The 26,146-nt window shown below is 73.6% G+C and carries 23 protein-coding genes, 1 rRNA gene and 1 pseudogene; 14 read left to right on the top strand and 11 right to left on the bottom strand.

The window, feature by feature from the left end; translation table 11 throughout:
* Positions 1-115: 115 nt before the first annotated feature.
* The 3 genes and pseudogenes from rrf (at position 116) to ACO1BR_RS14660 (ending at position 2,253) form a co-directional block, all read left to right on the top strand.
* Positions 116-232 (top strand): 5S ribosomal RNA (gene rrf, locus ACO1BR_RS14670).
* Between the two features lie 545 nt (positions 233-777).
* Positions 778-1,395: pseudogene (locus ACO1BR_RS14665) on the top strand (hypothetical protein); the annotation flags it as partial.
* A 126-nt stretch (positions 1,396-1,521) separates the two neighbouring features.
* The gene (locus ACO1BR_RS14660; RefSeq protein WP_201305163.1) at positions 1,522-2,253 is read left to right on the top strand and encodes a tetratricopeptide repeat protein; all 732 of its coding nucleotides are present in this window, start codon (positions 1,522-1,524) and stop codon (positions 2,251-2,253) included.
* 84 nt (positions 2,254-2,337) lie between these two features.
* Here the strand turns inward: ACO1BR_RS14660 and ACO1BR_RS14655 are convergent, their stop codons facing one another.
* From ACO1BR_RS14655 to ACO1BR_RS14635, 5 genes are all read right to left on the bottom strand, one after another.
* Positions 2,338-4,173, bottom strand: coding sequence for an IucA/IucC family protein (locus ACO1BR_RS14655; protein ID WP_426795491.1), 1,836 nt, complete (start codon positions 4,171-4,173; stop codon positions 2,338-2,340).
* Complete coding sequence (locus ACO1BR_RS14650; RefSeq protein WP_426795490.1) at positions 4,173-4,748, bottom strand: GNAT family N-acetyltransferase; 576 nt, start codon at positions 4,746-4,748, stop codon at positions 4,173-4,175. Before ACO1BR_RS14650 ends, ACO1BR_RS14655 begins: the two co-directional genes overlap by 1 nt.
* Positions 4,745-6,070 (bottom strand): lysine N(6)-hydroxylase/L-ornithine N(5)-oxygenase family protein, encoded by a 1,326-nt coding sequence (locus ACO1BR_RS14645; protein ID WP_426795489.1) that lies wholly within the window; start codon positions 6,068-6,070, stop codon positions 4,745-4,747. Before ACO1BR_RS14645 ends, ACO1BR_RS14650 begins: the two co-directional genes overlap by 4 nt.
* A gap of 41 nt (positions 6,071-6,111) precedes the next feature.
* Positions 6,112-7,644: a pyridoxal phosphate-dependent decarboxylase family protein gene (locus ACO1BR_RS14640; protein WP_426795488.1), complete on the bottom strand. Its 1,533-nt coding sequence runs from the start codon at positions 7,642-7,644 to the stop codon at positions 6,112-6,114.
* 167 nt (positions 7,645-7,811) lie between these two features.
* Complete coding sequence (locus ACO1BR_RS14635) at positions 7,812-9,077, bottom strand: DUF1015 family protein (protein ID WP_426795487.1); 1,266 nt, start codon at positions 9,075-9,077, stop codon at positions 7,812-7,814.
* Between the two features lie 176 nt (positions 9,078-9,253).
* Between ACO1BR_RS14635 and ACO1BR_RS14630 the strand changes: the two genes are divergently transcribed.
* Complete coding sequence (locus tag ACO1BR_RS14630) at positions 9,254-10,339, top strand: HAD-IIA family hydrolase (protein WP_426795486.1); 1,086 nt, start codon at positions 9,254-9,256, stop codon at positions 10,337-10,339.
* Positions 10,340-10,391: 52 nt separating this feature from the next.
* On the opposite strand, the gene ACO1BR_RS14625 is transcribed toward ACO1BR_RS14630, so the two are convergent.
* Complete coding sequence (locus ACO1BR_RS14625; RefSeq protein WP_426795485.1) at positions 10,392-11,288, bottom strand: siderophore-interacting protein; 897 nt, start codon at positions 11,286-11,288, stop codon at positions 10,392-10,394.
* Positions 11,289-11,367: 79 nt separating this feature from the next.
* Positions 11,368-12,396: an ABC transporter substrate-binding protein gene (locus ACO1BR_RS14620; RefSeq protein WP_426795484.1), complete on the bottom strand. Its 1,029-nt coding sequence runs from the start codon at positions 12,394-12,396 to the stop codon at positions 11,368-11,370.
* Between the two features lie 154 nt (positions 12,397-12,550).
* Between ACO1BR_RS14620 and ACO1BR_RS14615 the strand changes: the two genes are divergently transcribed.
* The 3 genes from ACO1BR_RS14615 (at position 12,551) to ACO1BR_RS14605 (ending at position 15,561) form a co-directional block, all read left to right on the top strand.
* Positions 12,551-13,555, top strand: coding sequence for a FecCD family ABC transporter permease (locus ACO1BR_RS14615; protein ID WP_426795483.1), 1,005 nt, complete (start codon positions 12,551-12,553; stop codon positions 13,553-13,555).
* On the top strand, positions 13,552-14,637 hold the full coding sequence (locus ACO1BR_RS14610; protein WP_426795482.1) for a FecCD family ABC transporter permease: 1,086 nt from the start codon (positions 13,552-13,554) through the stop codon (positions 14,635-14,637). Before ACO1BR_RS14615 ends, ACO1BR_RS14610 begins: the two co-directional genes overlap by 4 nt.
* A gap of 99 nt (positions 14,638-14,736) precedes the next feature.
* Positions 14,737-15,561 carry an ABC transporter ATP-binding protein gene (locus ACO1BR_RS14605; RefSeq protein ID WP_426795481.1) on the top strand — a complete coding sequence of 275 codons (825 nt, stop codon included), beginning with the start codon at positions 14,737-14,739 and terminating at the stop codon, positions 15,559-15,561.
* Here ACO1BR_RS14605 and ACO1BR_RS14600 read toward each other — a convergent pair.
* Positions 15,545-15,892 (bottom strand): sterol-binding protein, encoded by a 348-nt coding sequence (locus ACO1BR_RS14600; protein ID WP_426795480.1) that lies wholly within the window; start codon positions 15,890-15,892, stop codon positions 15,545-15,547. The two genes, ACO1BR_RS14605 and ACO1BR_RS14600, sit on opposite strands and share 17 nt — an antisense overlap.
* Before the next feature lie 50 nt (positions 15,893-15,942).
* On the opposite strand from ACO1BR_RS14600, the gene ACO1BR_RS14595 reads away from it, so the two are divergent.
* Genes ACO1BR_RS14595 through ACO1BR_RS14585 form a run of 3 tightly spaced genes read left to right on the top strand, consistent with a single transcriptional unit; the run spans position 15,943 to position 18,015 of the window.
* Entirely contained in the window at positions 15,943-16,254 is a 312-nt protein-coding gene (locus ACO1BR_RS14595; RefSeq protein ID WP_426795479.1) for a hypothetical protein, read from the top strand.
* Positions 16,255-16,261: 7 nt separating this feature from the next.
* Positions 16,262-17,077: a TlyA family RNA methyltransferase gene (locus ACO1BR_RS14590; RefSeq protein ID WP_426795478.1), complete on the top strand. Its 816-nt coding sequence runs from the start codon at positions 16,262-16,264 to the stop codon at positions 17,075-17,077.
* The gene (locus ACO1BR_RS14585) at positions 17,074-18,015 is read left to right on the top strand and encodes an NAD kinase (protein ID WP_426795477.1); all 942 of its coding nucleotides are present in this window, start codon (positions 17,074-17,076) and stop codon (positions 18,013-18,015) included. The genes ACO1BR_RS14590 and ACO1BR_RS14585 overlap by 4 nt, the downstream gene beginning before the upstream one ends.
* A gap of 35 nt (positions 18,016-18,050) precedes the next feature.
* On the opposite strand, the gene ACO1BR_RS14580 is transcribed toward ACO1BR_RS14585, so the two are convergent.
* Positions 18,051-19,541, bottom strand: coding sequence for a S41 family peptidase (locus tag ACO1BR_RS14580; RefSeq protein WP_426795476.1), 1,491 nt, complete (start codon positions 19,539-19,541; stop codon positions 18,051-18,053).
* A 93-nt stretch (positions 19,542-19,634) separates the two neighbouring features.
* A complete protein-coding gene (locus ACO1BR_RS14575; protein WP_426795475.1) occupies positions 19,635-20,102 on the bottom strand; it encodes an FtsX-like permease family protein in 468 nt (155 codons plus the stop codon).
* 24 nt (positions 20,103-20,126) lie between these two features.
* Here ACO1BR_RS14575 and ACO1BR_RS14570 point away from each other — a divergent pair, with 24 nt between their 5' ends.
* The 4 genes from ACO1BR_RS14570 (at position 20,127) to ACO1BR_RS14555 (ending at position 24,289) form a co-directional block, all read left to right on the top strand.
* Positions 20,127-20,276 carry a hypothetical protein gene (locus ACO1BR_RS14570; RefSeq protein WP_426795474.1) on the top strand — a complete coding sequence of 50 codons (150 nt, stop codon included), beginning with the start codon at positions 20,127-20,129 and terminating at the stop codon, positions 20,274-20,276.
* 291 nt (positions 20,277-20,567) lie between these two features.
* A complete protein-coding gene (gene recN / locus ACO1BR_RS14565; protein WP_426795506.1) occupies positions 20,568-22,331 on the top strand; it encodes a DNA repair protein RecN in 1,764 nt (587 codons plus the stop codon).
* Between the two features lie 79 nt (positions 22,332-22,410).
* Positions 22,411-22,791 (top strand): hypothetical protein, encoded by a 381-nt coding sequence (locus ACO1BR_RS14560; RefSeq protein ID WP_426795473.1) that lies wholly within the window; start codon positions 22,411-22,413, stop codon positions 22,789-22,791.
* Between the two features lie 328 nt (positions 22,792-23,119).
* Positions 23,120-24,289: a glycosyltransferase family 4 protein gene (locus tag ACO1BR_RS14555; protein ID WP_426795472.1), complete on the top strand. Its 1,170-nt coding sequence runs from the start codon at positions 23,120-23,122 to the stop codon at positions 24,287-24,289.
* 15 nt (positions 24,290-24,304) lie between these two features.
* On the opposite strand, the gene ACO1BR_RS14550 is transcribed toward ACO1BR_RS14555, so the two are convergent.
* The gene (locus tag ACO1BR_RS14550) at positions 24,305-25,930 is read right to left on the bottom strand and encodes a PucR family transcriptional regulator (protein WP_426795505.1); all 1,626 of its coding nucleotides are present in this window, start codon (positions 25,928-25,930) and stop codon (positions 24,305-24,307) included.
* Between the last annotated feature and the right edge of the window lie 216 nt (positions 25,931-26,146).

Below are 26,146 nucleotides of genomic sequence, written 5' to 3'. Positions count from 1 at the left end.
TGGAGTTGACTGGTACTAATAGGCCGAGGGCTTGTCCTCAGTTGCTCGCGTCCACTGTGTAGGTTCTGAAGTAACGAACTCGCCTTGTTCCGGCTGGAGTTCAACTTCATAGTGTTTCGGTGGTTATTGCGTTAGGGAAACGCCCGGTTACATTTCGAACCCGGAAGCTAAGCCTTTCAGCGCCGATGGTACTGCAGGGGGGACCCTGTGGGAGAGTAGGACGCCGCCGAACAATCTTTCAAGGACCCTTGGTCCCAGCGTTCACGCTGGGACCAAGGGTCCTTTTGCTTTGCCGAAGCGCGCCGAAGTGGTCGGTGCGTGAGAATGAATGTAGTGCCGAAGACAGGAGTCACGTCGATGTCCACCAACTCTTCCGACGATCGTTCGGAGCGCCGGCCGAGGCGTGACGACGGTGACCGTGGTGGTTTCCGGCGTGATGACCGCGGCCCGCGGCGCGACAGCCGCGACAGCCGGGATAACCGGGACAGCCGGGACAACCGCGGTGGAGAGTCCGGCGGTTACCGCGGCGGGGACCGCGAGCGTGGTGGGTTCCGCCGGGATGACCGGGGTCCGCGTCGGGATGACGTGCGGGGCGGTGAGCGCGGTGGGTTCCGGCGGGACGACCGCGGTGACCGTGGCGAGCGGGGCGCGTTCCGTAGGGACGATCGTGGGCCGCGTCGCGATGATGAGCGCGGTGGGTTCCGTAGGGACGACCGGGCGCCGCGGCGTGATGACGAGCGTGGTGGATTCCAGCGCGACGAGCGGTCGTTCGGCGGTGAGCGGGGCGGTGAGCGGGGCGGTTTCCGGCGGGATGACCGTGGGCCGCGGCGTGATGATGAGCGTGGTGGGTTCCGTAGGGACGATCGTGGGCCGCGGCGTGATGATGAGCGTGGTGGGTTCCGTAGGGATGACCGTGGGCCGCGTCGCGATGATGACCGTGGTGGGTTCCGGCGGGACGACCGCGGTGACCGTGGCGAGCGGGGCGCGTTCCGTCGGGACGATCGTGGGCCGCGTCGCGATGATGAGCGCGGTGGGTTCCGTAGGGACGACCGGGCGCCGCGGCGTGATGACGTGCGGGGCGGTGAGCGTGGTGGTTTCCGGCGTGATGACCGTGGGCCGCGGCGTGATGATGAGCGTGGTGGGTTCCGTAGGGACGATCGTGGGCCGCGTCGGGACGATGAGCGTGGTGGTTTCCGGCGTGATGACCGTGGGCCGCGGCGTGATGATGAGCGTGGTGGGTTCCGTAGGGATGACCGTGGGCCGCGTCGGGACGATGAGCGTGGTGGGTTCCGTAGGGATGACCGTGCGCCGCGTCGGGACGACGAGCGCGGTGGGTTTCGGCGGGACGACCGTGGGCCGCGTCGGGATGATGACCGTGGTGGGTACCGGGGTGGGTTCCGGCGGGACGACGAGCGTTCCGGGCGTCGGCCTTATGGGGGCGGGCGCGGGCGGGACGGGCGCCGGGACGACCGTCGGGACGACCGTCGGGACGAGCGGCGGGACCGGGAGCCGATCAAGCGGCTGCCGATTCCGGACGACGTCACCGGTGAGGAGATCGACAAGGATGTGCGGCAGGAGCTGCTGAGCCTGCCGAAGACGCTGGCCGGGGATGTCGCCAGGAACCTGGTGATGGTCGCGAAGCTGCTGGACGAGGACCCGGAGAAGGCGTACGGGTACTCGCGGGTGGCGCTGCGGCTGGCGTCCCGGGTCGCCGCGGTGCGTGAGGCCGCCGGCTTCGCGGCGTACGCGGTCGGGAAGTACAGCGAGGCGCTGGCGGAGTTCCGGGCGGCGCGGCGGATGACCGGCAGCGTGGAGCTGTGGCCCGTCATGGCGGACTGCGAGCGCGGGCTCGGGCGGCCGGAGAAGGCGCTGGCGATGGCCGGTGAGCCGGAGGTGCAGAAGCTGGACCGGGCCGGGCAGGTGGAGATGCGGCTGGTCGCGGCCGGTGCGCGCCGGGACATGGGGCAGGCGGACGCCGCGGTGGTGACGCTGCAGAGCCCCGAGCTGGCGTCGAGCGCCGTGCACCCGTGGACGGCCCGGCTGCGGTACGCGTATGCGGACGCGCTGCTGGAGGTCGGGCGTGCGGACGAGGCGCGGGACTGGTTCGCCAGGGCGCTGGAGGCCGATCAGGCCGGCACGACGGATGCCTCGGACCGGCTCGCGGAGCTGGACGGGGTGCAGTTCACGGACGTGCTGGAGGAGTCCGAGGAGGAGGGGGAGCCCGGCTCTCCTGAGGAGCCCGGGAAGGGCTGATCGACGGCTAGATCCTGGTGAAGGATGAGGAGAAGGGCGGGACCCGTGAGGGTCCCGCCCTTCTGCGTTGGGGTGGGGGTGGTGTCAGGGGGCGTAGGGGGCGATGGGGTTGCGGAGGGTGCCGATGAGCTGGAGGGCGCCGGCGGGGTCCTGGAGGTCGACCATCTGCTGGTTGTCGCGCAGTTGGAGGCGGTTGAGGCAGGACAGGGCGAACTCGGGGGTGAAGATGTCGTACTGGGCGAACCTGTCGGCGAGGTGGGGGTGTGCCGAGCGGTAGTCGGTGATGCACTCGGCGACGGTGCGCCAGAAGGTGTCCTCGTCGAGGACGCCGTGGTCGGCGAGGGTGCCGGACAGGAAGCGGAAGAAGCAGTCGAAGACGTCGGTGAAGACGGAGAGGAGCTTCTTGTCCTCGGGGACGTCGGCGCGGATGCGGGCGACGGCGGGCGGCAGGACCGCGTCGGCGGACATCACGGCGATCTCCTCGGCGATGTCCTTGAAGATCACGCGGGCCACCGCGCCGTCCTCGATGACGAGGATGGCGTTCTCGCCGTGCGGCATGAAGACCAGGTCGTAGGCGTAGAAGGCGTGCAGGACGGGGGTGAGGTAGCCGTCGAGGTAGCGGCGGAGCCAGGTGGCGGGGGCGAGGCCGGACTCCTCGATGAGGGCGGCGGCGAAGGAGTCGCCGTCGCGGTCCAGGTGGAGGAGCGACGCCATGGTGGCCAGCCGCTGGTGCGGTTCGAGGGTGGCGACGGGGCTTTCGCGCCAGAGGGCGGCGAGCATCTTGCGGTAGGCGGAGCCCTTGTCGGTGGCGGCCTCGTACTGGCGGTGGTGGTAGCCGATGGCGGCGCGCTCGCGGATGATCGAGAAGCGGGCGGCCTTGAAGGTGTCGTCGGCGTCGATCAGGCGGGCCAGCCAGTCGTTGATGGCGGGGGTGGCCTCCATGTAGGAGGCGGACAGGCCGCGCATGAAGCCCATGTTGAGGACCGAGAGGGCGGTCTTGACGTAGTGCTTTTCGGGGCTGGTGGTGTTGAAGAAGGTGCGGATGGACTGCTGGGCCAGGTACTGGTCGTCGCCGGGGCCCAGGCAGACCAGGCGCCGGGTGGCGACCTCGGCGGCGAAGGTGACGGAGAGTTTGTTCCACCACTGCCAGGGGTGGGTGGGGAAGAGGTAGTAGTCGTCGGGGTCGAGGCCGAGGCCGGTGAGGGTGGCCGCGAAGCGGTTGCGGGTGGGCTCGGGCAGTTCGTCGCGGAGCAGGGTCTCGTAGTCGAGGCCGGCGCCGGCGGTGAAGGTGGTGTGGTCGCGGTGGGCGGCGAGCCAGATGAGCTGGAGGGGAGCGGCGGCCTCGGGGGCGTAGGAGTGGTACTCGTGGATGCCGAAGCCGAGGCGGCCGTTGTTGGCGACGAAGCAGGGGTGGCCCTCGGTCATCCCGGTCTCGACGGCCTGGAAGCCGGACGCGGCGAGTTCGGCGGCGGTGGGGGCGTCGCCGGCGAGCTTGTAGGCGGTGCCGGAGAGGGTGGAGCTGATCTCTTCCAGGTAGACCGGGAGGACGGTGGGGGACAGCCCCAGGGAGCCGTGCAGTTCGGTGATGAAGTCCAGGGCGTCCAGGGGGAGTTCGGCGTCCGTGCCGGTGCGGTGGCGGGTGATGCTGCCGGGGTCGATCTGCCAGTGGTCGAGGGCCTGTCTGCGGGCCGTGAAGCGGTATTCGGTGTGGCCGTCGTCGCTGGGTACGGCGTAGTGGCCGTCCTGTGGCAGGTGCTGGGGGGTGAGCAGCCGTTCGTGGGTGAACTCGGCGAGGGCCTTGCGGATCAGGGCGCGGTTGGCGCGGGCCCAGAGGGCGGGGGTGAGGTGGGCGACGGCGTCCTGGGCGGGGGGCTGCGGGGTGCCGTGGGTGGTGGCGGTGGTCTGCGGGGTGGTGGGCATTAGCAGGCTCCTCGGGTGGCCAGGAACTGGTCGCGGGTGCAGACGCTGAGGTAGGCGTCTTTGGAGGGGAGGGAGAGGGTGCGGACGACCTCGAAGCCGACGGCCTTGTTGAGGGCGTGTACGGCGGTGTTGCGGGTGTCGGGTTCGACGACGACGCGCCGGGTGTCCGGGGCGGCGAAGAGCATCTCCATGACGGTGGTGAGGACCGCGAGGGTGAAGCCGTGGACGGGGGTGTCGGTGGGGGCGGTCAGGAAGTGCATCCCGACGTCGCCGGGTTGGGCGGCGTGGATGCCGACCAGTTCCCGGTGGGCGGGGTCGTAGCGCTCCATGAGGAAGGCGGGGGTGCCGTTGTGCAGGCCGAGGAAGGCGTCGTGGTGGGGGTCGGCGGCTATCCGCCGGAACTCCTTCTCGACGGCGGCCGGATCGCAGTCCTGCATCAGCCAGAAGACGGCCTTGGGGTCGGTGACCCAGCGGTGCAGCAGCGGGGTGTCGGCGGCCGGGTCGACGGGGCGGACGGAGAACTCCCCGAGCGCGGGGTCGGTGCGGGTGAAGGCGGGCTCGCTGCGCTCGTTCATGCGGGGATCTCCGTGGGGTGGTGCGGGGTCGCGGGGGCGGCGAACTCCTGGAAGGCGATGGCCTTTTCGACCGGGTAGTACTCGCGGCCGAGCAGTTCGCGGATGATGCAGGAGTTGCGGTAGGCGGCCATGCCGAGGTCGGGGGTGACGAAGCCGTGGGTGTGCAGTTCGGCGTTCTGCACGTAGATGCCGTGGCCGGTGGTGTCGATGCTGTAGTTGCGGGCGACGTCGTAGCGGCCCTGGGCGTCCCAGGAGATGCGGTCGCGGACGGGGGTGAGGAAGTCCGGTACGCGGTAGCGGTAGCCGGTGGCGAGGATCAGACCCTCGGTGTCGAGGGTGAAGTCCTGGCCCTGCTCCTCCTGGCGCAGGCCGAGGGTGTAGGTGCCGGTGGCGGCGTCGTAACGCGCGGTGTCCAGCGCGGTGTTGGTGAGCAGGCGGGTGGGGACCGGGCCGGCCAGGTTCTTCTGGTAGAGGAGGTCGAAGATGTCGTTGACGAGGGCGGAGTCGATGCCCTTGTAGAGGTGCTTCTGGGTGGCGTTGAGGTGGTCGCGGGTGGCCGGGGGGAGGGCGTGGAAGTAGTCCACGTACTCCGGTGAGGTCATCTCCAGGGTGAGCTTGGTGTATTCGAGGGGGAAGAAGCGGGGGGAGCGGGTGGCCCAGGTCAGGTGGTAGCCGTGGCTGTCGATGTCCTGGAGGAGGTCGTGGTAGATCTCGGCGGCGCTCTGGCCGCTGCCGATGAGGGTGATGCTCTTCTTGGCCTGGAGGGCGGGCTTGGCGTCCAGGTAGTCGGTGTTGTGCAGCAGGTCGCCGCCCAGGTCGCGGCAGGCGTCGGGGAGGTGCGGCGGGGTGCCGGTGCCCAGGACGAGCTTGCGGGCGCGGAAGGTGCGGCGTTCACCCTGGTGGTCGGCGTGGACGACGTAGAGCTCGGCGGTCTCGTCGTACTCGACGGTGGTGACCTCGTGGGCGAAGCGGATGGTGTCGAGCTTGCCGGCGGCCCAGCGGCAGTAGTCGTTGAACTCGGCGCGCAGCGGATAGAAGTTCTCGCGGATGTAGAAGGAGTACATCCGGCCCGATTCCTTCAGGTAGTTGAGGAAGGAGAAGGGCGAGGTGGGGTCGGCGAGGGTGACCAGGTCGGCCATGAAGGGCACCTGGAGGTGGCTGCTGTCGAGCATCATGCCGGGGTGCCAGTCGAAGGCCGGCTTGTCGTCCAGGAACAGGCCGTCGAGTCCGTCGATCGGGTCGGTCAGGCAGGCGAGGCCGAGGTTGAAGGGGCCGAGGCCGATGCCGACGAAATCGTAAGGGGCATCGTGAGGGGCGGTCACGAGGGTCTCCGTGAGGGGTGGTCGGTCGGGAGGGGGCAGGGTCAGCGGGCGCTGAGGGCCGGTTGGGGCCGGGCGGCGAGGTAGCGGCCGGCGTGCTCGGCGATCAGGTCGAGGACGGTGGCGATGTCGTCGAGCGTGGTCTCGGGGTTGAGCAGGGTGAACTTGAGGTGGTGCCGGCCGTCGACCTTGGTGCCGGCGACGATCGCGTCGCCGGAGGCGAAGAGGGCATCCCGGGCGTGCAGATTGACCCGGTCGCTCAGTTCGGGGTCCTGGTCGTCGGCGGGGACGTAGCGGAAGACGAGCGTGCTCAGCTGCGGTTCGACGACGACGTCGAAGCGCGGGTCGTCGTGCAGCAGCTTCCAGGCGTCCGCGGCCCGGTCGATGACCTCGTCGAAGAGTTCGCCGACGGCGTCGGCGCCCATGATGCGCAGGGTGAGCCAGAGCTTGAGGGCGTCGAACCGGCGGGTGGTCTGGAGCGACTTGTCGACCTGGTTGGGGATGCGCCGCTCGGCCATCCGGCGCGGGTTGAGGTAGTCCGCGTGGTAGGTGACGTGCCGGAGGGTGGCGCGGTCGCGGACCAGGACGGCGCTGGAACTGACCGGCTGGAAGAAGGACTTGTGGTAGTCGACGGTGACCGAGTCGGCGCGTTCGATGCCGGTGAGCAGCTCGCGGCGGCGGGAGACCAGCAGTCCGCAGCCGTAGGCGGCGTCGACGTGCATCCAGGCGCCGTGGCGGGCGGCCAGTTCGGCGATCTCGGGGAGCGGGTCGATGGAGCCGAAGTCGGTGGTGCCGGCGGTGGCGACGACCGCCATGGGTATCAGGCCGTCGCGGCGGCAGCGCTCCAGTTCGGCGGCGAGGGCGGTGGTGTGCATCCGCCGGTGCTCGTCGGTCGGTACGGCGATGACGGCTTCCGCGCCGAGGCCCAGCAGGGTGGCGGATTTGCTGATGCTGAAGTGGCCGGCGGCCGAGGCGAGGATGCGCAGCCGGGGGAGGAGGTCGGTGAGCCGGGTGCCGTCCGGGGTGGTGGCGCGGGCCAGTTCGCGGCGGCAGGTCTCGTCCCGGGCCAGCAGCATCGCTTGGAGGTTGGACTGGCTGCCGCCACTGGTGAAGATGCCGTCGGCGGCTTCGCCGAAGCCGATGCGGCGGGCCGTCCAGTCGATCAGCCGGCGTTCGATGAGGGTGCCGCCGGCGCTCTGGTCCCAGGTGTCCAGGGAGGAGTTGACAGCGGAGAGCACCGCCTCGCCGACGAGGGCGGGGATCACCACGGGGCAGTTGAGGTGCGCGAGGTAGCGCGGGTGGTGGAAGTAGACGGCGTCGCGGAGGTAGACCTCTTCGAGTTCGTCGAGGGCGGCGGCCGGGTCGTGCAGGGGTGTGTCGAGGTCGACGGCGTCGACCGCGGGGGTGAGGCCGTCGACGGAGATGCCGGTGAACGGGCGGTCGGTGGCGGCGATCCGGCCGCTGATCCGTGCGACGCCGTCGGTGACCGCGGTGCGGTAGTGGTCGGCGGTGCCGTTGTTGAGCAGATACGTCCGGCTGTCGGCCGGGTCCTCGGCGGGGTGCGCGAGGAGGCTCATGAAGTGCCCTCCCTGGTGCGGAGTTGGCCACGTCCCGTGCAGGGCGGAGGTGTGCACGGGGGCAGGGAGACCCACCCGACGACGTAGTGAGGTAAGCCTAACCTAACTAGATCGTCGGGTGGGTATGGGGTGTCCTGGGCGGTGTGACCAGGGTCGTTCGGTTCGTGTCAGTCCGTATCGTCGTTCAGCGTGCGCAGCACCAGGCCGGTGGCCGGCTTGGGGCCGAAGGACGTCGACTTCCGTGGCATCGTCACGCCGCACTGGGCGAGTTGACGGACCGTCTCCTCGGACGTGGCGCGCATCAGGACGGCCGTGCCGCCGTGCCGGGCGGCCTGCTCGACGGCGTCCGCGGTGCGGTGCAGATAGCTGATGTCCGAGGGGTGGTCGGGAATCCGCCAGATCTCGTCGAGCAGGACGGAGTGCAGCACGGTCGCATCCAGCCGCCGCCACGCCTCGGGCCGGTCGGTGCGGATCGCCCGGTCGAGCAGCCCGGGGTCGGGCCGGTCGAGGAGATGGAAGTCGTCCGGGCCGGCCGAGAGGACGAAGGCGCTGCCGGCCGTCTCCTCCAGCGCCTTCAGGGCAGCGGGCAGTTCGCCGGGCAGCCGGCGGACCCGGAACGCGCCGGTCACCTCCGCGAGCGCCTTGGCGAGCGGCAGATGCGGCAGCACGCGGTGGATCGCGCGGACCTGGAGCGGATGGCGGGCGGTGTCGACGAGCAGCACCAGACCTGACGCCCAGGGGGACGCGGCGGTGGCGCCGGGCTGCTGCTCGTGGAGCCGCTGGTAGGTCGCCCAGCGGTGGTGGCCGTCGGCGATCAGCGCCTCCTGGTGGGACAGGTCCTCGTCGATGGCGGACAGGTCGGCGGGGTCGGTGACCGCCCAGAGGCGGTGGGCGAAGCCGTCCTCGGTGGTGGTGGCGAGCAGCGGGGCGCCCCGGACCGTGCGCTCGATGACCGCGGTGGCGCCGGTCGCGGTGCCGCGGCCGCGGTACGAGAGCAGCAGCGGCTCGAAGTTGGCGGCCGCGGCGCGCATCAGCGCGGCCCGGTCCTCGACCACTTCGGGGATCACGTCCTCGTGCGGCAGCACCGGGCCGTCCAGGCGCAGCGCGCCGATCAGCCCGCGCTGGAGGACGTCGCCGCAGCGCTGCTCGTAGACGTAGAGGGCGGGCTCGGGGTCGCGGGTCAGGACGCCCTCGGTGCGCCAGCGGCGGAGGGTGTCGGCGGCCTGGCGGTGGCGGGTGGTGGGGTCCGCGGCCTGCGGGAGGATCAGCCGGACGATGTTGTACGGATCGGAGGTTTCCAGCTCACGGACGCCGTCCGGCCGGACCACGACGTCGTAGGGCGGGGAGGTGACAGCGGTGAGGCTGCTGACCCGGTCCGGGGCATAGCGCAGTCCGCGGAACGGGAGGAGGCGGAGGCCGTCGGTACTGGTCATTGAAGAATGCTATGCCGCTCGGCGGGTGCGGGATGATCGGGGGAGCGGCCCCGAGTGGCCGGAAGATATCGGTAGCCGCGCGGCGGCGGACGGCGGGCTCCCAGGAGCCGGGCCGGTCCTTCACACGGCGCGCCGGAGTCCTTCGTACGGCACGGAGGAGCAAGGAGCAGCAGGGCATGGAGGAGCAGACTCGCAGGAGGGCGGGCGGGGACGAGCGCCGCTGGGCGGGCGGGGGTGAGCGGTGCCGGCCCGAGGGGAGCCGGCGCGCGCTGAGCGAGGCGTATGACACGGCGCTGCTGGACCTGGACGGGGTGGTCTACGCCGGCGGGCAGGCCGTCGCGCATGCCGTGGAGTCGCTGACCGCGGCGCGGGAGAGCGGGATGCACCTGGCGTATGTGACGAACAACGCGGCTCGGACGCCGCAGGCGGTCGCCGACCAGCTGACCGGATTCGGCCTGCCGACGGACGCGGACGACGTGATCACCTCGGCGCAGGCGGTGGCCCGGCTGATCGCCGAGCAGGTGCCGTCCGGCGCCAAGGTGCTGGCCATCGGGGGCGAGGGGCTGCGGGTGGCGCTGCGCGAGCGCGGGCTGGAGCCGGTGGCGTCCGCGGACGACGATCCGGCGGCGGTGGTCCAGGGCTACGACCCCGGGCTGGACTGGGGGCAGCTGGCGGAGGCCGCCTACGCGGTGCAGCGCGGGGTGCCGTGGTTCGCGTCCAACACCGATCTGACGATTCCCAAGGAGCGCGGTATCGCGCCGGGCAACGGCGCGCTGGTCGAGGTGGTGCGGATCGCCGCGGGCGGTGCGCCGCAGGTGGCGGGCAAGCCGCAGCCGCCGATGCACCGGGAGACGGTGCTGCGGACCGGAGCCGAGCGGCCGTTGGTGATCGGGGACCGGCTCGACACCGACATCGAGGGCGCCTGGAACGGCGGGGTCGACTCGCTGCTGGTGCTGACCGGGGTGACGACCCCGGCGGAGCTGCTGGCGGCGCCGCCGCGGCACCGGCCGACGTATGTGGACGCGGATCTGCGCGGTGTGCTGGTGCCGCAGCCGGAGGTGGCGGCGGACGGCGACGGCTTCCGGTGCGGGGGCTGGCGGGCCGGTGCGTCCGGCGCCGGGGCCGGGGACACCCTGGTCCTGGACGGTGCGGGGGATCCGCTGGACGGGCTGCGGGCGCTGTGCGCGGCGGCGTGGACGGCGGCCGGCGAGGGCAGCTGCGTGGCGGACGCCGGGAAGGCGCTGGGGCAGATCGGGATGTGACGGGGGGTTGTCGGGCGCCGGGCCCCACCGGATGCGGCGGGGCCCGGACCGCTCAGGCCGCTTGCCCGGTGCGCTTCGCCGCCGCGGCGGTCAGCTCCGCGATCAGGTCCTCCTCGGTGGCGCCGCGCCGCCAGTAGCCGGTGAACTTGACGGCGCGGCGGTCGAATCCGCGCTCCCCGACGAGGTGCCGGCGCACCGCCTTGACGGTGCCGGCCTCGCCGGCGATCCAGGCGTAGGGCGTGCCCGCGGGCAGTTCGGCGGTGCGCAGCGCGTCCCGTACGGGCTCGGTGTGCGCGGCCGTGGCCGGGTCCCGGACGAGCCAGGTGATGTCGGCGTCGGCGAAGGTCGGCAGCTGCTGCCGGTCGTCCTCGTGCCCGATCTCGATCCAGACCCTGGCCCGGGTGCCGGGGGAGAGCCAGGACAGGATCCCGGCGATGGCGGGCAGCGCCGTCTCGTCGCCGGTGAGCAGGATCCAGTCGGTGCCGGGCGGCGGCCGGAAGTCGACCCCGCCGTTGTCCTCGACGGCCGGGGCGAGGACGGTCAGCCGGTCGCCGGGCTGGGCGCGGGCGGCCCACCGGCTGGCCGGGCCGCCGGCCACCGCCGCGGCCGGGCCGTCGGCGCCGTGCAGTGCGAAGTCCACGTCGAACTCGCCGGTGGCGGGGCGCTGTTCGCGGATGGTGTACGAGCGCATCACGGGCCGTTCGGCCGGGTCCTGGGCCCGCCAGGCGGTGTACCAGCCGTCGCCCGTGTCGTCGAAGACCGGCTCCGCCTGGTGGGGCTGCGGGAGGAACAGCTTGAAGCGCTGGTCCCGGCCGCCGGAGATCAGCTCGTCGAGCCTTTCGCCGCCGAAGGTGATCCGGACCATGGACGTACTCAGCCGCCGGGCGCGGACGACATGGACGTCGAAGAAGCGGTACGGCGCGGTGGCGGGGGCGGCGGTCGTGGTCATACGGGAACCTCCCGGGACGGTACGGGGCGTGGTGTGCGTACGGGGGCCGGTGGAGCGGGTGCGCGGGTGTGACGGTGCGTCAGTTGACCTTCCTGGCACCCTCGATGGCCTTGGTGAGCGATTCGAGGAGCGGTGCGGCGCCCGCGTAGGAGAAGCGCGGCTCGCTGGACCAGGGGGTGATCTGGCCGGCCTTGACGGCGGGGAGCTTGTTCCAGGCGGGCTTGGCGGCCAGGTCCTTGGGCTGGAGGGTGGCGGTGCGGTTGTCCAGCAGGAGCACGTCGGCCTGGTACTTGTCGGCGTTCTCCCAGCTGAGGCTCTCGAAGTAGCCGGCCTTGTCCAGGTGGTCGGGGGCGATGAGGTCGACGCCGAGGGACCTGAAGTACATGAGGTCGGCGTTGATGCCCGGGTTGGAGGCGTAGAAGAGGTCGGCGCTGCCGGAGCAGGCGAGCACCTTGACCGGGTGGGCCCTGGCGGCCTTGCGCAGCGCCTCGGCGGCCTTCTCGAAGCGGGCCTTGGCGTCGGCGACCTTCTTGGCCTTCAGGTCCGCGCCGAGTGCCGTGGCGAGCTGCGCGTAGCGCGCGACGATCCGGTCGAGCGGGACCCGGGAGGAGGTGACGGCCACGCTCGGGGCGAGCTTGGCGATCTTGTCCTTGCTGTCGTCCGGGACGAACCAGAGGGCGCCCGGCTCGTACATGTTGGTGACGAGCAGATCGGGGCTCAGGCCGGCGTACTTCTCGACGTTGAACTGGTTGTAGGCGTTGCCGAGGATGGCGACCTTGTCGACGTCGAGGTCGCCGGCCTGCGGATCGGGCTTGCCGTCCGGGAGCTTGGTGGGGCCGAAGACGCCCACGATCCGGTCGGCGGCGCCGAAGTCGTGCAGCGCGGCGGCGGTGCCGGTGAAGGCGACGATGCGCTGCGGGGTGTGGGGGAGGGAGACCTTCTGCTTCCGGTCGTCGGTGAAGGACCACGGGCCGCCCTCGACACCGCCGTTGCCGCCCCCCGAACCCCTGCCCCCTCCGCAGGCGGCGAGCAGCGCGCCGATGCCGACGGCGCCGCCCGCAGCCAGGATGCCGCGGCGGGACGGGGATACGCTTCGGGGGGTTCTCATGGCGTGGGTACTTCTCTCTCGAAGGGGGCAACCGGATCGGCAGGGCGTACGGCGGTACCGGAAGGGCCGGTTGATCACGTGCTTGTGAGGGTAGGCTAACCTAACTAGCGTGTTGGTTGACAGTCCCCCCGCAGCAACAGCGGCACCGGCCCCCGTGGCTCCTCGCCGACGCCCCGTCATACGGTCGGCCGGGCTGCTCGCCTCCGTGGCCGGGCTCGCCGTGATCACCGTCCTCGGCATCGCCGTCGGCGCCAAACAGATACCCCTCGACCAGGTGTGGCACGGGGTGTTCCACTACTCCGGCTCCGACACCGACGTCATCGTCCGCGACGTGCGGGTACCCCGCACCCTCCTCGGCCTGCTCGCCGGCGCCGCCCTCGGCCTCGCCGGCACGGTCATGCAGGCGCTGACCCGCAACCCCCTCGCCGACCCCGGGGTCCTCGGCATCAACGCCGGCGCCTCGGCCGCCGTCGTCTCCGGCATCAGCTTCCTCGGCGTCACCTCGCTGACCGGCTATGTGTGGTTCGCGTTCGCCGGCGCCGCGGTGGTCTCGGTGGCGGTCTACGTCCTCGGCGGCACCCGCAACGCCACCCCCGTGCGGCTCGCCCTCGCCGGCACCGCGCTCACCGCCGTCCTCACCGGCTACCTCAACGCCGTCAACCTGCTGGACAATGCGGCGCTGGACAAGATGCGCTTCTGGACGGTCGGTTCACTGGCCGCCGCGACCATGCCCACGGTCACCGAGATCGCGCCGTTCCTCGCGGCCGGCGCGCTCCTGACGCTGCTGCTCGCCCGGCCGCTGAACGCCATCGCGCTCGGCGACGACCAGGCGCGGGCACTGGGCGCGCGGCTGACCCGCACCCGGGTGCTGGCGATGCTCGCGGTCACCCTGCTGTGCGGCGGGGCGACCGCCGCCTGCGGCCCGATCGTCTACGTCGGGCTGATGGTGCCGCATGCCGTACGGGCCGTCACCGGACCGGACATGCGCTGGATCCTGCCGTACTCGGCGGTGCTCTCGCCGGTGCTGCTGCTGGGCGCGGACGTGCTCGGCCGGGTCGTGGCCCGGCCCGGCGAACTCCAGGTCGGCATCGTCACGGCCGTCATCGGCGGCCCGGTCTTCATCTGTCTCGTACGGCGTCGGAGGATGGCCCAGCTGTGAGTGAGCGTAGCGAGCGAACCAAGGTGACGGCCGGGGCGCGGCCCACCCGGCGCATCCGGGCGGTCCGCACCGGGAGCGGGCTCTCGGTCCGGCTCGACGTGCGCGCCGTCCTCGCCGGACTGCTGCTGCTGGCCGTCGCGGTGGCCGCCGCGGTCGCGCTGGTCGGCTCCGGCGACTACCCGATGACGCCTTCCGAGGTGCTGAGCACCCTCACCGGCGGCGGCACCCCCGGCCAGCAGTTCATCGTGCAGGAACTCCGGTTGCCCCGGGTGCTGGTGGGGCTGCTGGTCGGCGCCGCCTTCGGCGTCGCCGGGGCGGTCTTCCAGACCGTCTCCCGCAACCCGCTCGGCAGCCCGGACATGCTCGGCTTCGCCCAGGGCTCCTCGGTCGGCGCGCTGGTCGCCATCGTCTACTTCGACAGCGGCCCCTACGGCGTCGCCGCCGGCTCCGTCGTCGGCGGTGTGGCCACCGGCCTCGCCATCTTCCTGCTCGCCTGGAAGCGCGGCATCCACGGCTACCGCTTCGTCCTCGTCGGCATCGGCGCCGCCGCGATGCTCTACGCCATCGTGCTCTACCTGCTGACCAAGGCGACCATCCACGAGGCGACCCGGGCCACCACCTGGATGACCGGATCGCTCAACGGCCGGGACTGGGACCAGGTCTGGCCGCTGGCCGCGGTCTGCGCCGTCCTCGTCCCCCTGGTGCTCCGCTTCGGACGTCCGCTGCGGATGCTGGAGATGGGCGACGACGCGGCGTCCGCGCTGGGCGTACGGGTCGAGCGGGTCCGGATCGCCGCGCTGCTGGCGGCTGTGGTGCTGGTCGCGGCCGGCACCGCGGCAGCCGGACCGATCTCCTTCGTGGCGCTCACCGCGCCCCAACTCGCCCGGCGGCTCACCCGGTCACCCGGCCCCAACCTGCTGCCGGCCGCCCTGATGGGCGCCGCCCTGCTGGTCGCAGCGGACGTCGCCTCGCAGGGGCTCTTCGGTGCCGACCAGCTGCCGGTGGGCGTGCTGACCGGAATCCTCGGCGGCGGCTACCTCGTGTGGCTGCTGTTCACCGAGCGGAAGGCCGGACGGGTGTGAACCGGCCCGCGGCGGGGCGCACCGGCCGCCGCGCCCGGCAGCCGTGACCGCGACCACCGACACCAGCAGCGACACCCCACCACTCCCAGGAGCCCCGAAGTGAGCCGTCTCACGGCCGAGAACGTCACCCTCGCCTACGACCAGCGGGTGATCGCCGAGAACCTCTCGGTCGCCATCCCCGACCACTCCTTCACCGTCATCGTCGGCCCGAACGCCTGCGGCAAGTCCACCCTGCTGCGCGCGCTCTCCCGGATGCTCAAGCCGGCCGCCGGCTCGGTGCTGCTCGACGGCGCCGCGATCTCCTCGCTCCCGGCCAAGAAGGTCGCCAGGACGCTTGGGCTGCTGCCGCAGTCCTCGATCGCCCCCGACGGGATCACCGTCGCCGACCTCGTGGCCCGCGGGCGCTACCCGCACCAGGGCCTGCTCCGCCAGTGGTCGGCCGAGGACGAGCGGATCGTCCGGGAGTCGATGGCGGCGACCGGCGTCGGCGAACTCGCCGACCGCTACGTCGACGAACTCTCCGGCGGCCAGCGGCAGCGCGTCTGGATCGCCATGGCACTGGCCCAGCAGACCCCGCTGTTCCTCCTCGACGAGCCGACGACGTACCTGGACATCCAGCACCAGATCGAGGTCCTGGACCTCTGCTCCGAACTGCACGAGGAGCAGGGGCGCACCCTCGTCGCGGTGCTGCACGACCTCAACCACGCGGCCCGCTACGCCACCCACCTCATCGCCATGAAGAACGGCGAGGTGATCGCCGAGGGCGCGCCGACCGACATCGTCACCGCCGACCTGGTCGAGCGGGTCTTCGGCCTCGGCTGCCAGATCATCGACGACCCGGAGACCGGCACCCCGCTGGTCGTCCCGGCCGCCCGCCGGCCGCGCCGGGCCACCGCCCCGGCGACCGTTACAGCAGCGTCCTGAGCCGCAGCAGATCGCGCAGCCCGGCCTCCAGCTTGACCCGGCCGGTGCCCCACGCCACGGCGAAGTTGAGCCGGCCGTCCACCAGCGCGACGAGATCGTCCCCGGCCATCGTGAGCCGGATCTCGGCCTTGTGCGGCGGCGGGCCCTGGACGCTGGTGACGTCCCGGATCGTGCCGTCGGCCAGCCGCCCGAGGAAGGTCGTGTCGAGATCCGTGATGCGGCAGCTGAGCGAACGGTCGAGCGCGGCGGCGCTGCGCACGTCGCCCTGCGCCGAGGACAGGTTCTGGGCCAGCCGGTCGAGCGCGGCGCGGCACTGGTCGTGGGTTGCCATCGCGCCCGACGATACGCCAGGCCGGGGGCGGTCGAGGTAGCGTCGGAGGCATGGAAGAGCCGACGTCCGGCCCGGAGCCGGAGGCACCGGGGACCCTGTCCGTGCCCGAGTCAGCAGAGGGGGCCGGCGAGCCGTCCGGCCCCGCAGGGCAGCAGCCGCTCGGGGTGCCGGTGACACCCACCGGCCTGCCCGCGGTCGACGCCGCGCTGCGGCGCCTCGCCGATGCCGACCACCTCCCGACCGGCGGCCACCTGGACATGTACGAGGATGTGCACCGTGGGCTGCGCGATGTGCTGGCCTCCCTGGACCAGCCGCCCGGGCCGCCCGCGCCTTCCCCGACCACGCACGACAACAGGAGCTGAACCACAGGTGGCAGGAGTGGCACGACGCCGACTCGACGCGGAGCTGGTGCGCCGCAAGCTGGCCCGCTCCCGGGAACACGCGAGCCAGCTGATCGCCGCGGGCCGGGTGACCGTCGCCGGGGCGAGGGCGACCAAACCGGCCACCCAGGTGGAGACCAGCGCGGCCCTGGTCGTCCGCGCCGACGAGGACGACCCCGACTACGTCTCGCGCGGCGGCCACAAGCTCGCCGGCGCGTTCGCCGCCTTCGTCCCGCGCGGACTGCGGATCGAGGGCCGGCGGGCCCTGGACGCCGGCGCCTCGACCGGCGGCTTCACCGACGTCCTGCTGCGGGCCGGCGCCGGCCATGTCGTGGCCGTCGACGTCGGCTACGGGCAGCTCGCCTGGTCGCTCCAGAGCGACGACCGGGTCACCGTGAAGGACCGTACCAACGTACGCGAGTTGACGCTGGAGCAGATCGACGCGCAGCCCGTCGACCTCGTCGTCGGCGACCTCTCGTTCATCCCGCTGGGCCTCGTACTGCCCGCGCTGGTCGGCTGCGCCGCGCCGGACGCGGACCTGGTGCTGATGGTCAAGCCGCAGTTCGAGGTCGGCAAGGAGCGGCTGGGCAGCGGCGGAGTGGTGCGCAGCGCCCGGCTGCGGGCCGAGGCGGTGTGCGCGGTCGCGGGCCGGGCGGCCGAACTGGGGCTGGGCGTCCTTGGCGTGACCGCGAGCCCGTTGCCCGGACCGTCGGGCAATGTCGAGTACTTTCTGTGGCTGCGCGCCGGGGCGCCTGCACTCGACCCGGCGGATGTCGACCGTGCAGTGGCGGAGGGGCCCCGTTGACCACAACCCAGGCAGTTGAAGGCAGCGCAGCACAGGAGATCAGCCGCGCCGGGCGGACGGTGTTCCTGCTGGCGCACACCGGCCGCCCGGCGGCCATCCGCAGCGCCGAACTCGTCGTCCAGGGACTGCTGCGCAGCGGGATCGGGGTGCGGGTACTGGCGGAGGAGGCCGCGGATCTGCCGCTGCCGCCGTCGGTCGTGCGCGTCGAGTCCGAGCAGTGCGCGGCCGAGGGCTGCGAACTGCTGGTCGTCCTCGGCGGGGACGGCACGCTGCTGCGCGGCGCGGACTTCGCCCGGACGTCCGGGGTGCCGATGCTGGGCGTCAACCTCGGCCGGGTCGGCTTCCTCGCCGAGGCCGAGCGCGACGACCTCGACAAGGTCGTCGACCGGGTCGTCACCCGCGCCTACGAGGTCGAGGAGCGGATGACGCTGGACGTCCTGGTCCGCAACAACGGCACCGTCGTCCACACCGACTGGGCGCTCAACGAGGCGTCCGTGGAGAAGGCCGCCCGCGAGCGGATGCTGGAGGTGGTCACCGAGGTCGACGGCCGGCCGGTGTCTCGCTTCGGTGGCGACGGGGTGGTCTGCGCGACGCCGACCGGCTCGACCGCGTACGCCTTCTCCGCCGGCGGACCGGTGGTCTGGCCCGAGGTCGAGGCACTGCTGATGGTGCCGATCAGCGCCCATGCCCTGTTCGCCAAGCCGCTGGTCACCTCGCCGCGTTCGGTGCTCGCGGTCGAGGTGCAGCCCAAGACCCCGCACGGGGTGCTGTGGTGCGACGGCCGGCGGACCGTCGAACTCCCCGCCGGCGCCCGCGTCGAGGTCCGCCGCGGCGCCGTCCCGGTACGCCTGGCGCGACTGCACCACGCGTCGTTCACGGACCGCCTGGTCGCCAAGTTCGCGCTCCCGGTGGCGGGGTGGCGGGGGGCGCCGCACTAGGCACCTGCCCCACCGGGCCCACCGGCCCCTCCCCGCTACTGGCCGCTGACCCGGGCCCCGTGTGCCAGGAGTTCCCGGGCGCGGGTGAGGGCGCTGTCCCGCCGGGCGGCGAGTTCCGCCTCGGTGAAGACGGGGGTGGCGAGTGCAGGGGGGATGCCCGGACCGTCGAAGGTGCGCCCCTCGGCGGTCAGGAACTCCTCGTTGGGCAGGCCGAAGGTCCAGCCGTTGGGGAGGCTGCGCTCCAGGACGTCGGAGAAGACGCCCTGGGTGTTCTCGCCGATCCGGGTGGGGGCGGGGGAGCGGCCCATCAGCGACTGGGTGAAGGTCTCCCCGGCACTGATCGTCAGCCGGCCGGTGAGGACGGCCACCGGGCCGGTGTAGACCGGGCCCTGGTGCGGGCGGACCCGGATCGGCTCGGGAGTGGTGAACGCGCCCGGGTCGCGGGGGTCGTTGCGGGCCCGCTTGCGGTACGCGAGGTAGGGGTGGCCGGTGAGCCGCGAGGCGATCCGCAGGCCGAGGGGGTCCGCGCCGCCGCCGTTGAGCCGCAGGTCGACGACGAGGCCGCGCAGCGCGGTGGGCCCCTGCGTACGGGCCCTGGTGAACACCGCGTCCAGCGCGCGGTCCAGCTCGGCGACATCGCTGGCGTAGTCGCCCTTCTCGGTGTAGTCGGTGAACTGGGTGATCCGGAAGTAGCCGATCCGGCCCGGGAGATCGGCGTAGGAGAGCTTGCCCTGGGCCCAGTGCCGCTGCACGGTGCCGGCCCCGAGGTTCGCGGCGATCGCCCGGTCGATACGGGCGGCGGTCTCCGGGGTGGGCAGCTCGGTGCCGGGGCGTTTGCCGGCGAACCGCCGGCCGGGACCGGCCACGACGCGGGTGTGCGCGTCGTGCAGCGGCTCGATCATCTCGCGCAGCACCGCGAAGAGTTGGGCGTCGGTGGTGTGCGCGGTGATCCGCGGCCGGTAGCGGTCGCGGACCGCGGCCCAGTCGATCCCCTTCGCGCGGAAGAAGGGGTAGTTCTCCGCGTAGGTCTGCCAGAAGACGTCGAAGACCGCCCGGGGGTCCCGGGACGGGCGCCGGCCGCACCGCTCGGGCAGCGCGCCGACGCGGTGCAGGGTGCGGCTGCCCACGTTGTCGTCGAAGGCCAGCCGGGCGCGGTCGGCGCCTGCCGGGGAGACGGTCAGCGGCGCCTGGTCCGGGACCGTGAAGCGGCTCGCGCCGTGCGCGTCGGGGGCGCCGGACCGGGTGCCGGTGACGGAACCGGGCAGGCAGCTGACGGCGGTGGTCTCGTACGTCCGCAGGGTGCGGCCCTTGATGGCGACGAGGGTGCCGTAGCCCTCCGTCCGCCAGACGCCGTCCAGGGAGGGAGCACGGGCGGCGCCGGCGCGGGCCGCGGCGGCCGGGGGCGCGCAACCGGTGGCGGTGAGCGCGGCGAGGGCGGCCACGGCGGCCAGTGCGGAGTGCAACAGGGTCGTGGTGCGGGGGCGGTGGGGGCCGGGTTCCGGGCGGTGCGGTGCCGGGGCGCTCATGGCGGGTACCTCGTGGGGGTCGTGGGATGTGTGTGGGGGCATGAGATGTGCCTCGTGGGAGGGCGGAGCAGCAGGAGGGTGGGGCGGAGGCCGTCAGGCCGCGGCCAGGGTCTCCGTGGCGCGGCGGTGCAGGCCGAGGTGGACGGGCAGGCCGGTGGCGAGCAGCGCGAGCAGCAGGGTGCCGCCGGCGATCGCGGCGGCCGCCGGCCCCGGGACGTAGGGCAGCGGGTCGCCGAACGCCTGCCGCAGCATCGGGGCGAGGGTGCACAGCGCGATCGCGGTACCGAGGACGAGGGCGGTGCCGGCGACCACGGCCGCTTCCCAGGCGGCCATCGCCCGTACCTGGCGGGGCCGTGAGCCGACCGGCCGCCGCAGCGCCGGATCGCGGCGCCGCTCGGCGGTGATCAGCGCCAGGGTGTCGCCGGCGGCGATGGCGGCGAAGCCCGCGTACAGGCCGGTGCCGACGTAGTCCGGCCAGACCGCGCCGGCCGGGCCCGCGGACCCGGTCCGGTGGGCGGCGGTGGCGTGCGGCGCGATCTCGGTGGTGCCGCACGCGACCACCAGCCGAGGAGCAGGGCGACCGCCATGTCCCCTACGTCGTGGGCCGCCATCGCGCGCCGTGCGGACGCGGGGAAGCGGTCCGCGCCGGTGGCGGCGAGCACCGTCGTCGACGCCCCGACCACGGTCGCGGCGAACAGCGTCGCCACCGCAGTCCCCGCGAACGCGGGCCGGTGACCGCGCAGCGCGGCTCGCGCCAATCCGCTGGACATGTGTCCCCCTCTTCCACCGTTCGCCCGGTTCTGACCGTGCGCACCGCCCGGTTCCGTCTCCGGACCAGCGTGACGGCCGGGAGCGGTCCGCCGCCATGCGGCTCTCACCCCTTCCCTGGTGGGGTTTTCCGCAGGTCCGCGGGGTGGAGAACCGCAGGGCGGGGGTCGCGGCCGGGCGGTGCCGGGACGGGAGTGAGGGGGAGGCCGTCGCGGGGCGGCCCCCGGACCTCGTAAGGTCGTATCCGTGTTGGAGGAGATGCGGATCCGGTCCCTGGGCGTCATTGACGACGCCGTTGTCGAGCTGTCCCCGGGCTTCACGGCGGTGACCGGCGAGACCGGCGCCGGCAAGACCATGGTCGTCACCAGCCTCGGCCTGCTGCTGGGCGGGCGCGCGGACCCCGCCCTGGTGCGGATCGGCGCCAAGTCGGCGGTGGTGGAAGGCAGGATCACCCTCGCCGCCACGGCCCCCGCGGCCGTACGGGCCGAGGAAGCCGGTGCGGAGCTGGACGACGGCGCGCTGCTGATCAGTCGCACGGTCTCCGCCGAGGGCCGCTCGCGCGCGCATGTGGGCGGCCGGTCCGTACCGGTCGGCCTGCTCGGCGAACTGGCCGACGACCTGGTCGCCGTCCACGGCCAGACCGACCAGCAGGGTCTGCTGCGGCCGGCCCGCCAGCGCGCGTCCCTGGACCGCTACGCCGGGGACGCGGTCGCCGTCCCGCTCGCCAAGTACACCGCCGCCCACCGCCGGTTGCGCGCCGTCGCCGCCGAGTTGGACGAGCTGACCACCCGGGCCAGGGAACGCTCCCAGGAAGCCGACCTGCTGCGCTTCGGCCTCGACGAGATCGCCGCCGCCGAGCCGCAGCCCGGCGAGGACACCGAACTCGCCGCCGAGGCCGAGCGGCTCGGGCACGCCGAGGCGCTGGCCTCCGCCGCGTCCGCCGCGCACGCCGCGCTGGCCGGCAACCCCGAGGACCCCGAGGGCGTCGACGCCACCACCCTGGTCGCCGGGGCGCACCGCGCGCTGGAGGCCGTCCGCAGCCACGACCCGGCGCTGGCCGCGCTCGCCGAGCGGCTCGGCGAGATCGGCATCCTGATGGCGGACGTCGCGGGCGAACTGGCGGGTTACGCGGACGGCCTGGACGCCGACCCGCTGCGGCTGGCGGCCGTCGAGGAGCGCCGCGCCGTCCTGAACCACCTGGTCCGCAAGTACGGCGAGTACGGCAAGTCCGGCAAGTACGGCAAGGACATCGCGGCGGTGCTGGCCTGGTCCGAGCGGAGCGCCGCCCGGCTCGCCGAACTGGACGGCGACGACGACCGGATCGGCGAGCTGACCGCGGAACGCGACGCCCTCCGCACCGAACTGGGCGAACTGGCACAGGAGTTGACCGACGTCCGAACCGCGTCCGCGAAGCGCTTCGCGGACGCGGTCACCACCGAGCTCGGCGAACTCGCCATGCCGCACGCCCGGGTGAGCGTCTCGATCCGCCAGACCGAGGTGAGCGGGGACGGCGAGGACGCCGACGGCATCGAGGTGAACGGCCGCACCGTGGCCTACGGGCCGACAGGCGCCGACGAGGTCGAACTCCTTCTCGCCCCGCACCCGGGCGCACCGCCCCGGCCGATCGCCAAGGGCGCGTCCGGCGGTGAGCTGTCGCGGGTGATGCTCGCCGTGGAGGTCGTCTTCGCCGGCACCGACCCGGTGCCCACCTACCTCTTCGACGAGGTCGACGCGGGCGTCGGAGGCAAGGCGGCCGTCGAGGTCGGCCGACGGCTGGCGAGGCTCGCCCGGTCGGCGCAGGTCGTGGTGGTCACCCACCTCCCGCAGGTCGCGGCCTTCGCGGACCGCCAGCTCCTGGTGGAGAAGACCAACGACGGCTCGGTCACCCGCAGCGGCGTCACGGTCCTGGAGGGCGAGGAGCGGGTCCGTGAACTGTCCCGCATGCTCGCCGGCCAGGAGGACTCCGAGACGGCCCGCGCCCACGCGGAGGAACTGCTGGAGACGGCGCGCACGGGGGCATAGCCGGGCCGGACACCTACGGAGAGGGCCCACGGGCCGGGGAGTTGAGCCCGGCGGCGGGCCGGTTGAGGGGAGTGGCTTGGTGGCGAGGGTGGTCGGACCGACCCTGGCGCCGACGACGGCGCTGATCGCGGCGGCCGGTGCGACGCGGGCCGGGTACGCGGCGCTGCGCCCGCGGCCGCCGGGCGGCGCAGCGCGGTGGGAGCGGACGAACCACGCGGGCCGGACCGTCACCCTGCACGCGGGACCGGCGACCGCCCCGGGCACCGCGCTCGCCGCCGCCGGCGCCCCCGGCCTGTCCGCCCGGACCCGCGGCGCGACCGCGCTCGTCGCCGCGGCGGCCGGCGACCGCGTCAGCCGGGCGGCCGGCGCCCTCTGGCCCGGGCCGCGGGCGCCTCGTCCGGGCGGATCGCCCCGGTCCGCGGTCGCGGCCGTACCGGTGGTGAGTGGATCCGGACAGTGAAGGACGGGTTCCGGACAGCGGCGGACGGGGACCGGACCGGTTGGTTCCCCTCGTCCGGAAGGCAATCCGCGTGGTCGGCTTGTCGCCCATGTGGGTGAATCACGGGATCCGGGGGTGAGACTTCCCACCGGAACGGCGTCCGCACGGTGCCGAATTGACGTCTCCGGGCTGGCATCCTGGGCGCGGTGCGCAGTGCCGCGGCCGGTCCGCCCCGTCCTTCCCGAGGACGGGCACCGCCCCCGCGGGCCCGGCGCATCGCAGCACTTCGCAGCAGGAAACCGCCCCGCCGGTACGGTACGTGCCGGCGCCGAACCAGGAGCCCGACCACGTGACCAGCACCCCGTCCCCGGCGCACGGTCTGTCGCCGCTGCGCACGGTCCAGGTGCTCGGCCACGGCAGCGGCGGCAGCGCGGCGCACGTCCGTTCGCTGGCCGAAGGGCTGGTCGCGCGCGGGGTGCGGGTCACCGTCTGCGCCACCCCCGAGGCCGAGGAGGCGTACGGCTTTAGCGCGGCCGGCGCCCGGTTCGTGCAGGTCACCCCTCGGATGGACCCGGCCGGCATGGCCGCCCTGCGCAGCGCCTGCTGGGACGCCGACCTGGTGCACGCCCACGGCCTGCGGGCCGGGCTGCGCGCCTCCGTCGCGCTCCGCGGACTGCGCGGGCCCCGGGGCGGACGGGTGCCCCTGGTCATCACCTGGCACACCAAGGCGCACACCGAGGGCGCGCGGGCCCGCGTCGTGCATCTGATGGAGCGGCGGGTGGCCCGCGCCGCCGCCGTCGTCCTGGGCGTCTGCTCCGACCTCGTCGACCGGGCGCGCGAGCGGGGCGCCCGCGACGCCCGGCTGGCCCCGGTCGCCGTTCCGTGCCCGCGGCCCGGCGGGCCCCCCGGCGAACCCGCGGACGACGACCCGGCCCGCGACAAGGAGCGGGCCGAACTGGGCGCGGTGGACCGGCCGCTGCTGCTCGCCGTCGGCCGCCTCGACCCGTATCAGGGCCACGACCTGCTGCTGGACGCGGCGCACGCCTGGTGCGCGCTGGACCCCCAGCCGCTGCTCGCCATCGCGGGCGAGGGCGAGCAGCGGGCCGCGCTCCAGCGGCGCATCGACAGCGAGCGGCTGCCCGTCCAGCTCCTCGGCCGCCGCGACGACGTGCCCGAACTCCTCGCCGCCGCCGACCTGGTGGTGCTGCCCAGCCGGTGGGAGGCCCGCTCGCTGATCGCCCAGGAGGCGCTGCGCGCCGGGGTGCCGCTGGTGGCGACCGACACCGGCGGCACCCGCGAACTGGTCGGCCGGGCCGCGGAACTGGTCCGCTACGGGGACGCCACCGCCCTCGCCCGTACGGTGCTCGACCTGCTCGCCGACCCGGTGCGCCGCGACGCCCTCGCCGAGGCGGGCCGCGCCCAGGCCGCCGGCTGGCCCAGCGAGAACGACACGGTGGCCCAAGTGCTCAGCGTCTACGACGAGTTGACCCAGCCGGTCGAGACCGTCCAGCCGGTCTGACCCGTCGGACGGACCCTACGGCCGGTCGGTGTGCCGCCGTGCCCGCAGCGCCAGCCGCAGCCCGAGCACCGTCTGCGGATCGTCCAGGTCCGTGGCCAGCAGCTGGGCGATGCGCGCCAGCCGGTCGTAGAGCGTCTGCCGGTTCACGTTCAGATCGCGGGCGGTCTCCGCCTTGCGGCCCGCGCTGGCCAGATACGCCTCCAGGGTCGGCAGCAGCGGCTGGCGGGCACCGCGGTCATGGGCGAGCAGCGGCCCGATGGCGCGCTCCACGAAGTCGGTGAGCACCCCCTGCTCGCCGTGCTCGCGCATCCGCCACAGCAGCAGCTCGATGTCCAGGCGGCGGGCGTCGTACCAGGGTTGCTCCGGCAGCCCCTGGGCGGCCGCCGCGGCCTCCCCGGCGTGCCGCAGCCCGGGGCCGGCGGCCGCCCAGTCGCCCGCCGTCCCGACGACGACCACCGGGCGCTGCGCGGACGGCCGGTCCAGGCCCGCGCGGACGACCCCGGCGCGCAGCGCCTCGGCGATCCGGCCGGCGAGCGCGGCCCGGTCCTGGCCCGCCCGGAGCGCCACCAGCAGCGGGACCCGGCCCTCCACGGGGCGGACGCCGAGCAGTACGGGTACGCCGGGCGCGGCCAGCTCCTCGCGCAGCGCCTGGGCGAGCAGCGCCCAGCTGCCGGGGGAGGGCAGCGCGGCGGGCAGCCGCATCACGACCGGGAGCACCGGGTCGGCACCAGGCCGAAACCCCAGGAGCCGGGCCTGGGCCGGGGCCTCGGCCGCGGAGATCCGGCCCTCCGCCAGCTCGGCGAGGAAGTCCCCGCGCCCGCGCGCGGCGAGCACCTCCTCCTGGCGGGACTGGAGCATGACGACGGCGAGCAGGTCGGCGGCCCGCTCCGCGGCGATCCGGTGGACCGGCGCGAGCGGGGTGTTGACCGGCAGCAGCACCAGGGCGCGGACCGATTCGGGCCCGTGCCCGCCCCCGGGCACGTCGATCCGCACCCCGGTCTCCCGCAGGCCCTCCCAGGCCAGCAGGGGATCGGCGTCCGCGGGCCCGTCGTCGCCCTCCGGGCCCGCCGCGTACAGCGGGCTGCCGTCGGGGGCCTCCAGGCACAGCGGATTGCCGGTGAAGACGGCGAGCAGCCGCAGCACCTCGGGGGCCCCGCCGCCGCGCAGCAGTACGTCCGTGCAGCGCCGCAGCAGCTCGTCGGCCCGGCGCAGCAGGGAGTAGTGGCTGTTGATGATCTCGGTGTGGATCTCCTCGGTGACCGTGACGTACGGGACCTCGCGGTGCAGCTGGACCAGCGGCAGCCCGCAGTCCCGCGCGGCGTCGACCAGCGCCGCGGGCAGCGCGTCGAACCGGGAGCCCAGCTCCACCACCAGCGCGGCGATGTCGCGCTCGGCGAGCCTGCGGATGAAGGCGCGCTGCTCGGACGGCCGGGCGCCCACCCCGAGACCGGTGGTCAGCAGCAGCTCGCCGCCCTTGAGCAGCGAGGCGATGTGCGGGACCTCGCCGGCGTGCACCCAGCGCACCGCCCGGTCCAGCCGGTGCTCGCCGGCCAGCACCTCCGGCAGACCGCGCCGCAGCGCGGGCAGCTCCAGTGCCCTGCGTACCGTGATCTCGGCTTCGATCTTCCCTTGCGGCCCCATGGCGACGAACGCTACCCGCAGTACGGCCGTCCGGAAGGCCGCGGTCCGGATGGCCACCGCCGGGCACCCGGGCCGCGGGGCACCCGTCCCGCCCGTACGGGCACCGCACCGCCCGCTCCAACTCCTTTTCGGCTCCGCCCCGTTGACGGTGCCCCACCGGCTCGGCAGGGTTCCCGGTACCTCCGTGGCGAGAGCACTCCCGCCACACACCCCCCA

This window comes from Streptomyces sp. YGL11-2, assembly GCF_050054615.1.
Taxonomy (GTDB): domain Bacteria; phylum Actinomycetota; class Actinomycetes; order Streptomycetales; family Streptomycetaceae; genus Streptomyces.
Note: the sequence above shows the minus strand (reverse complement) of the source record. Positions and strands in the feature narration are given on the sequence as shown.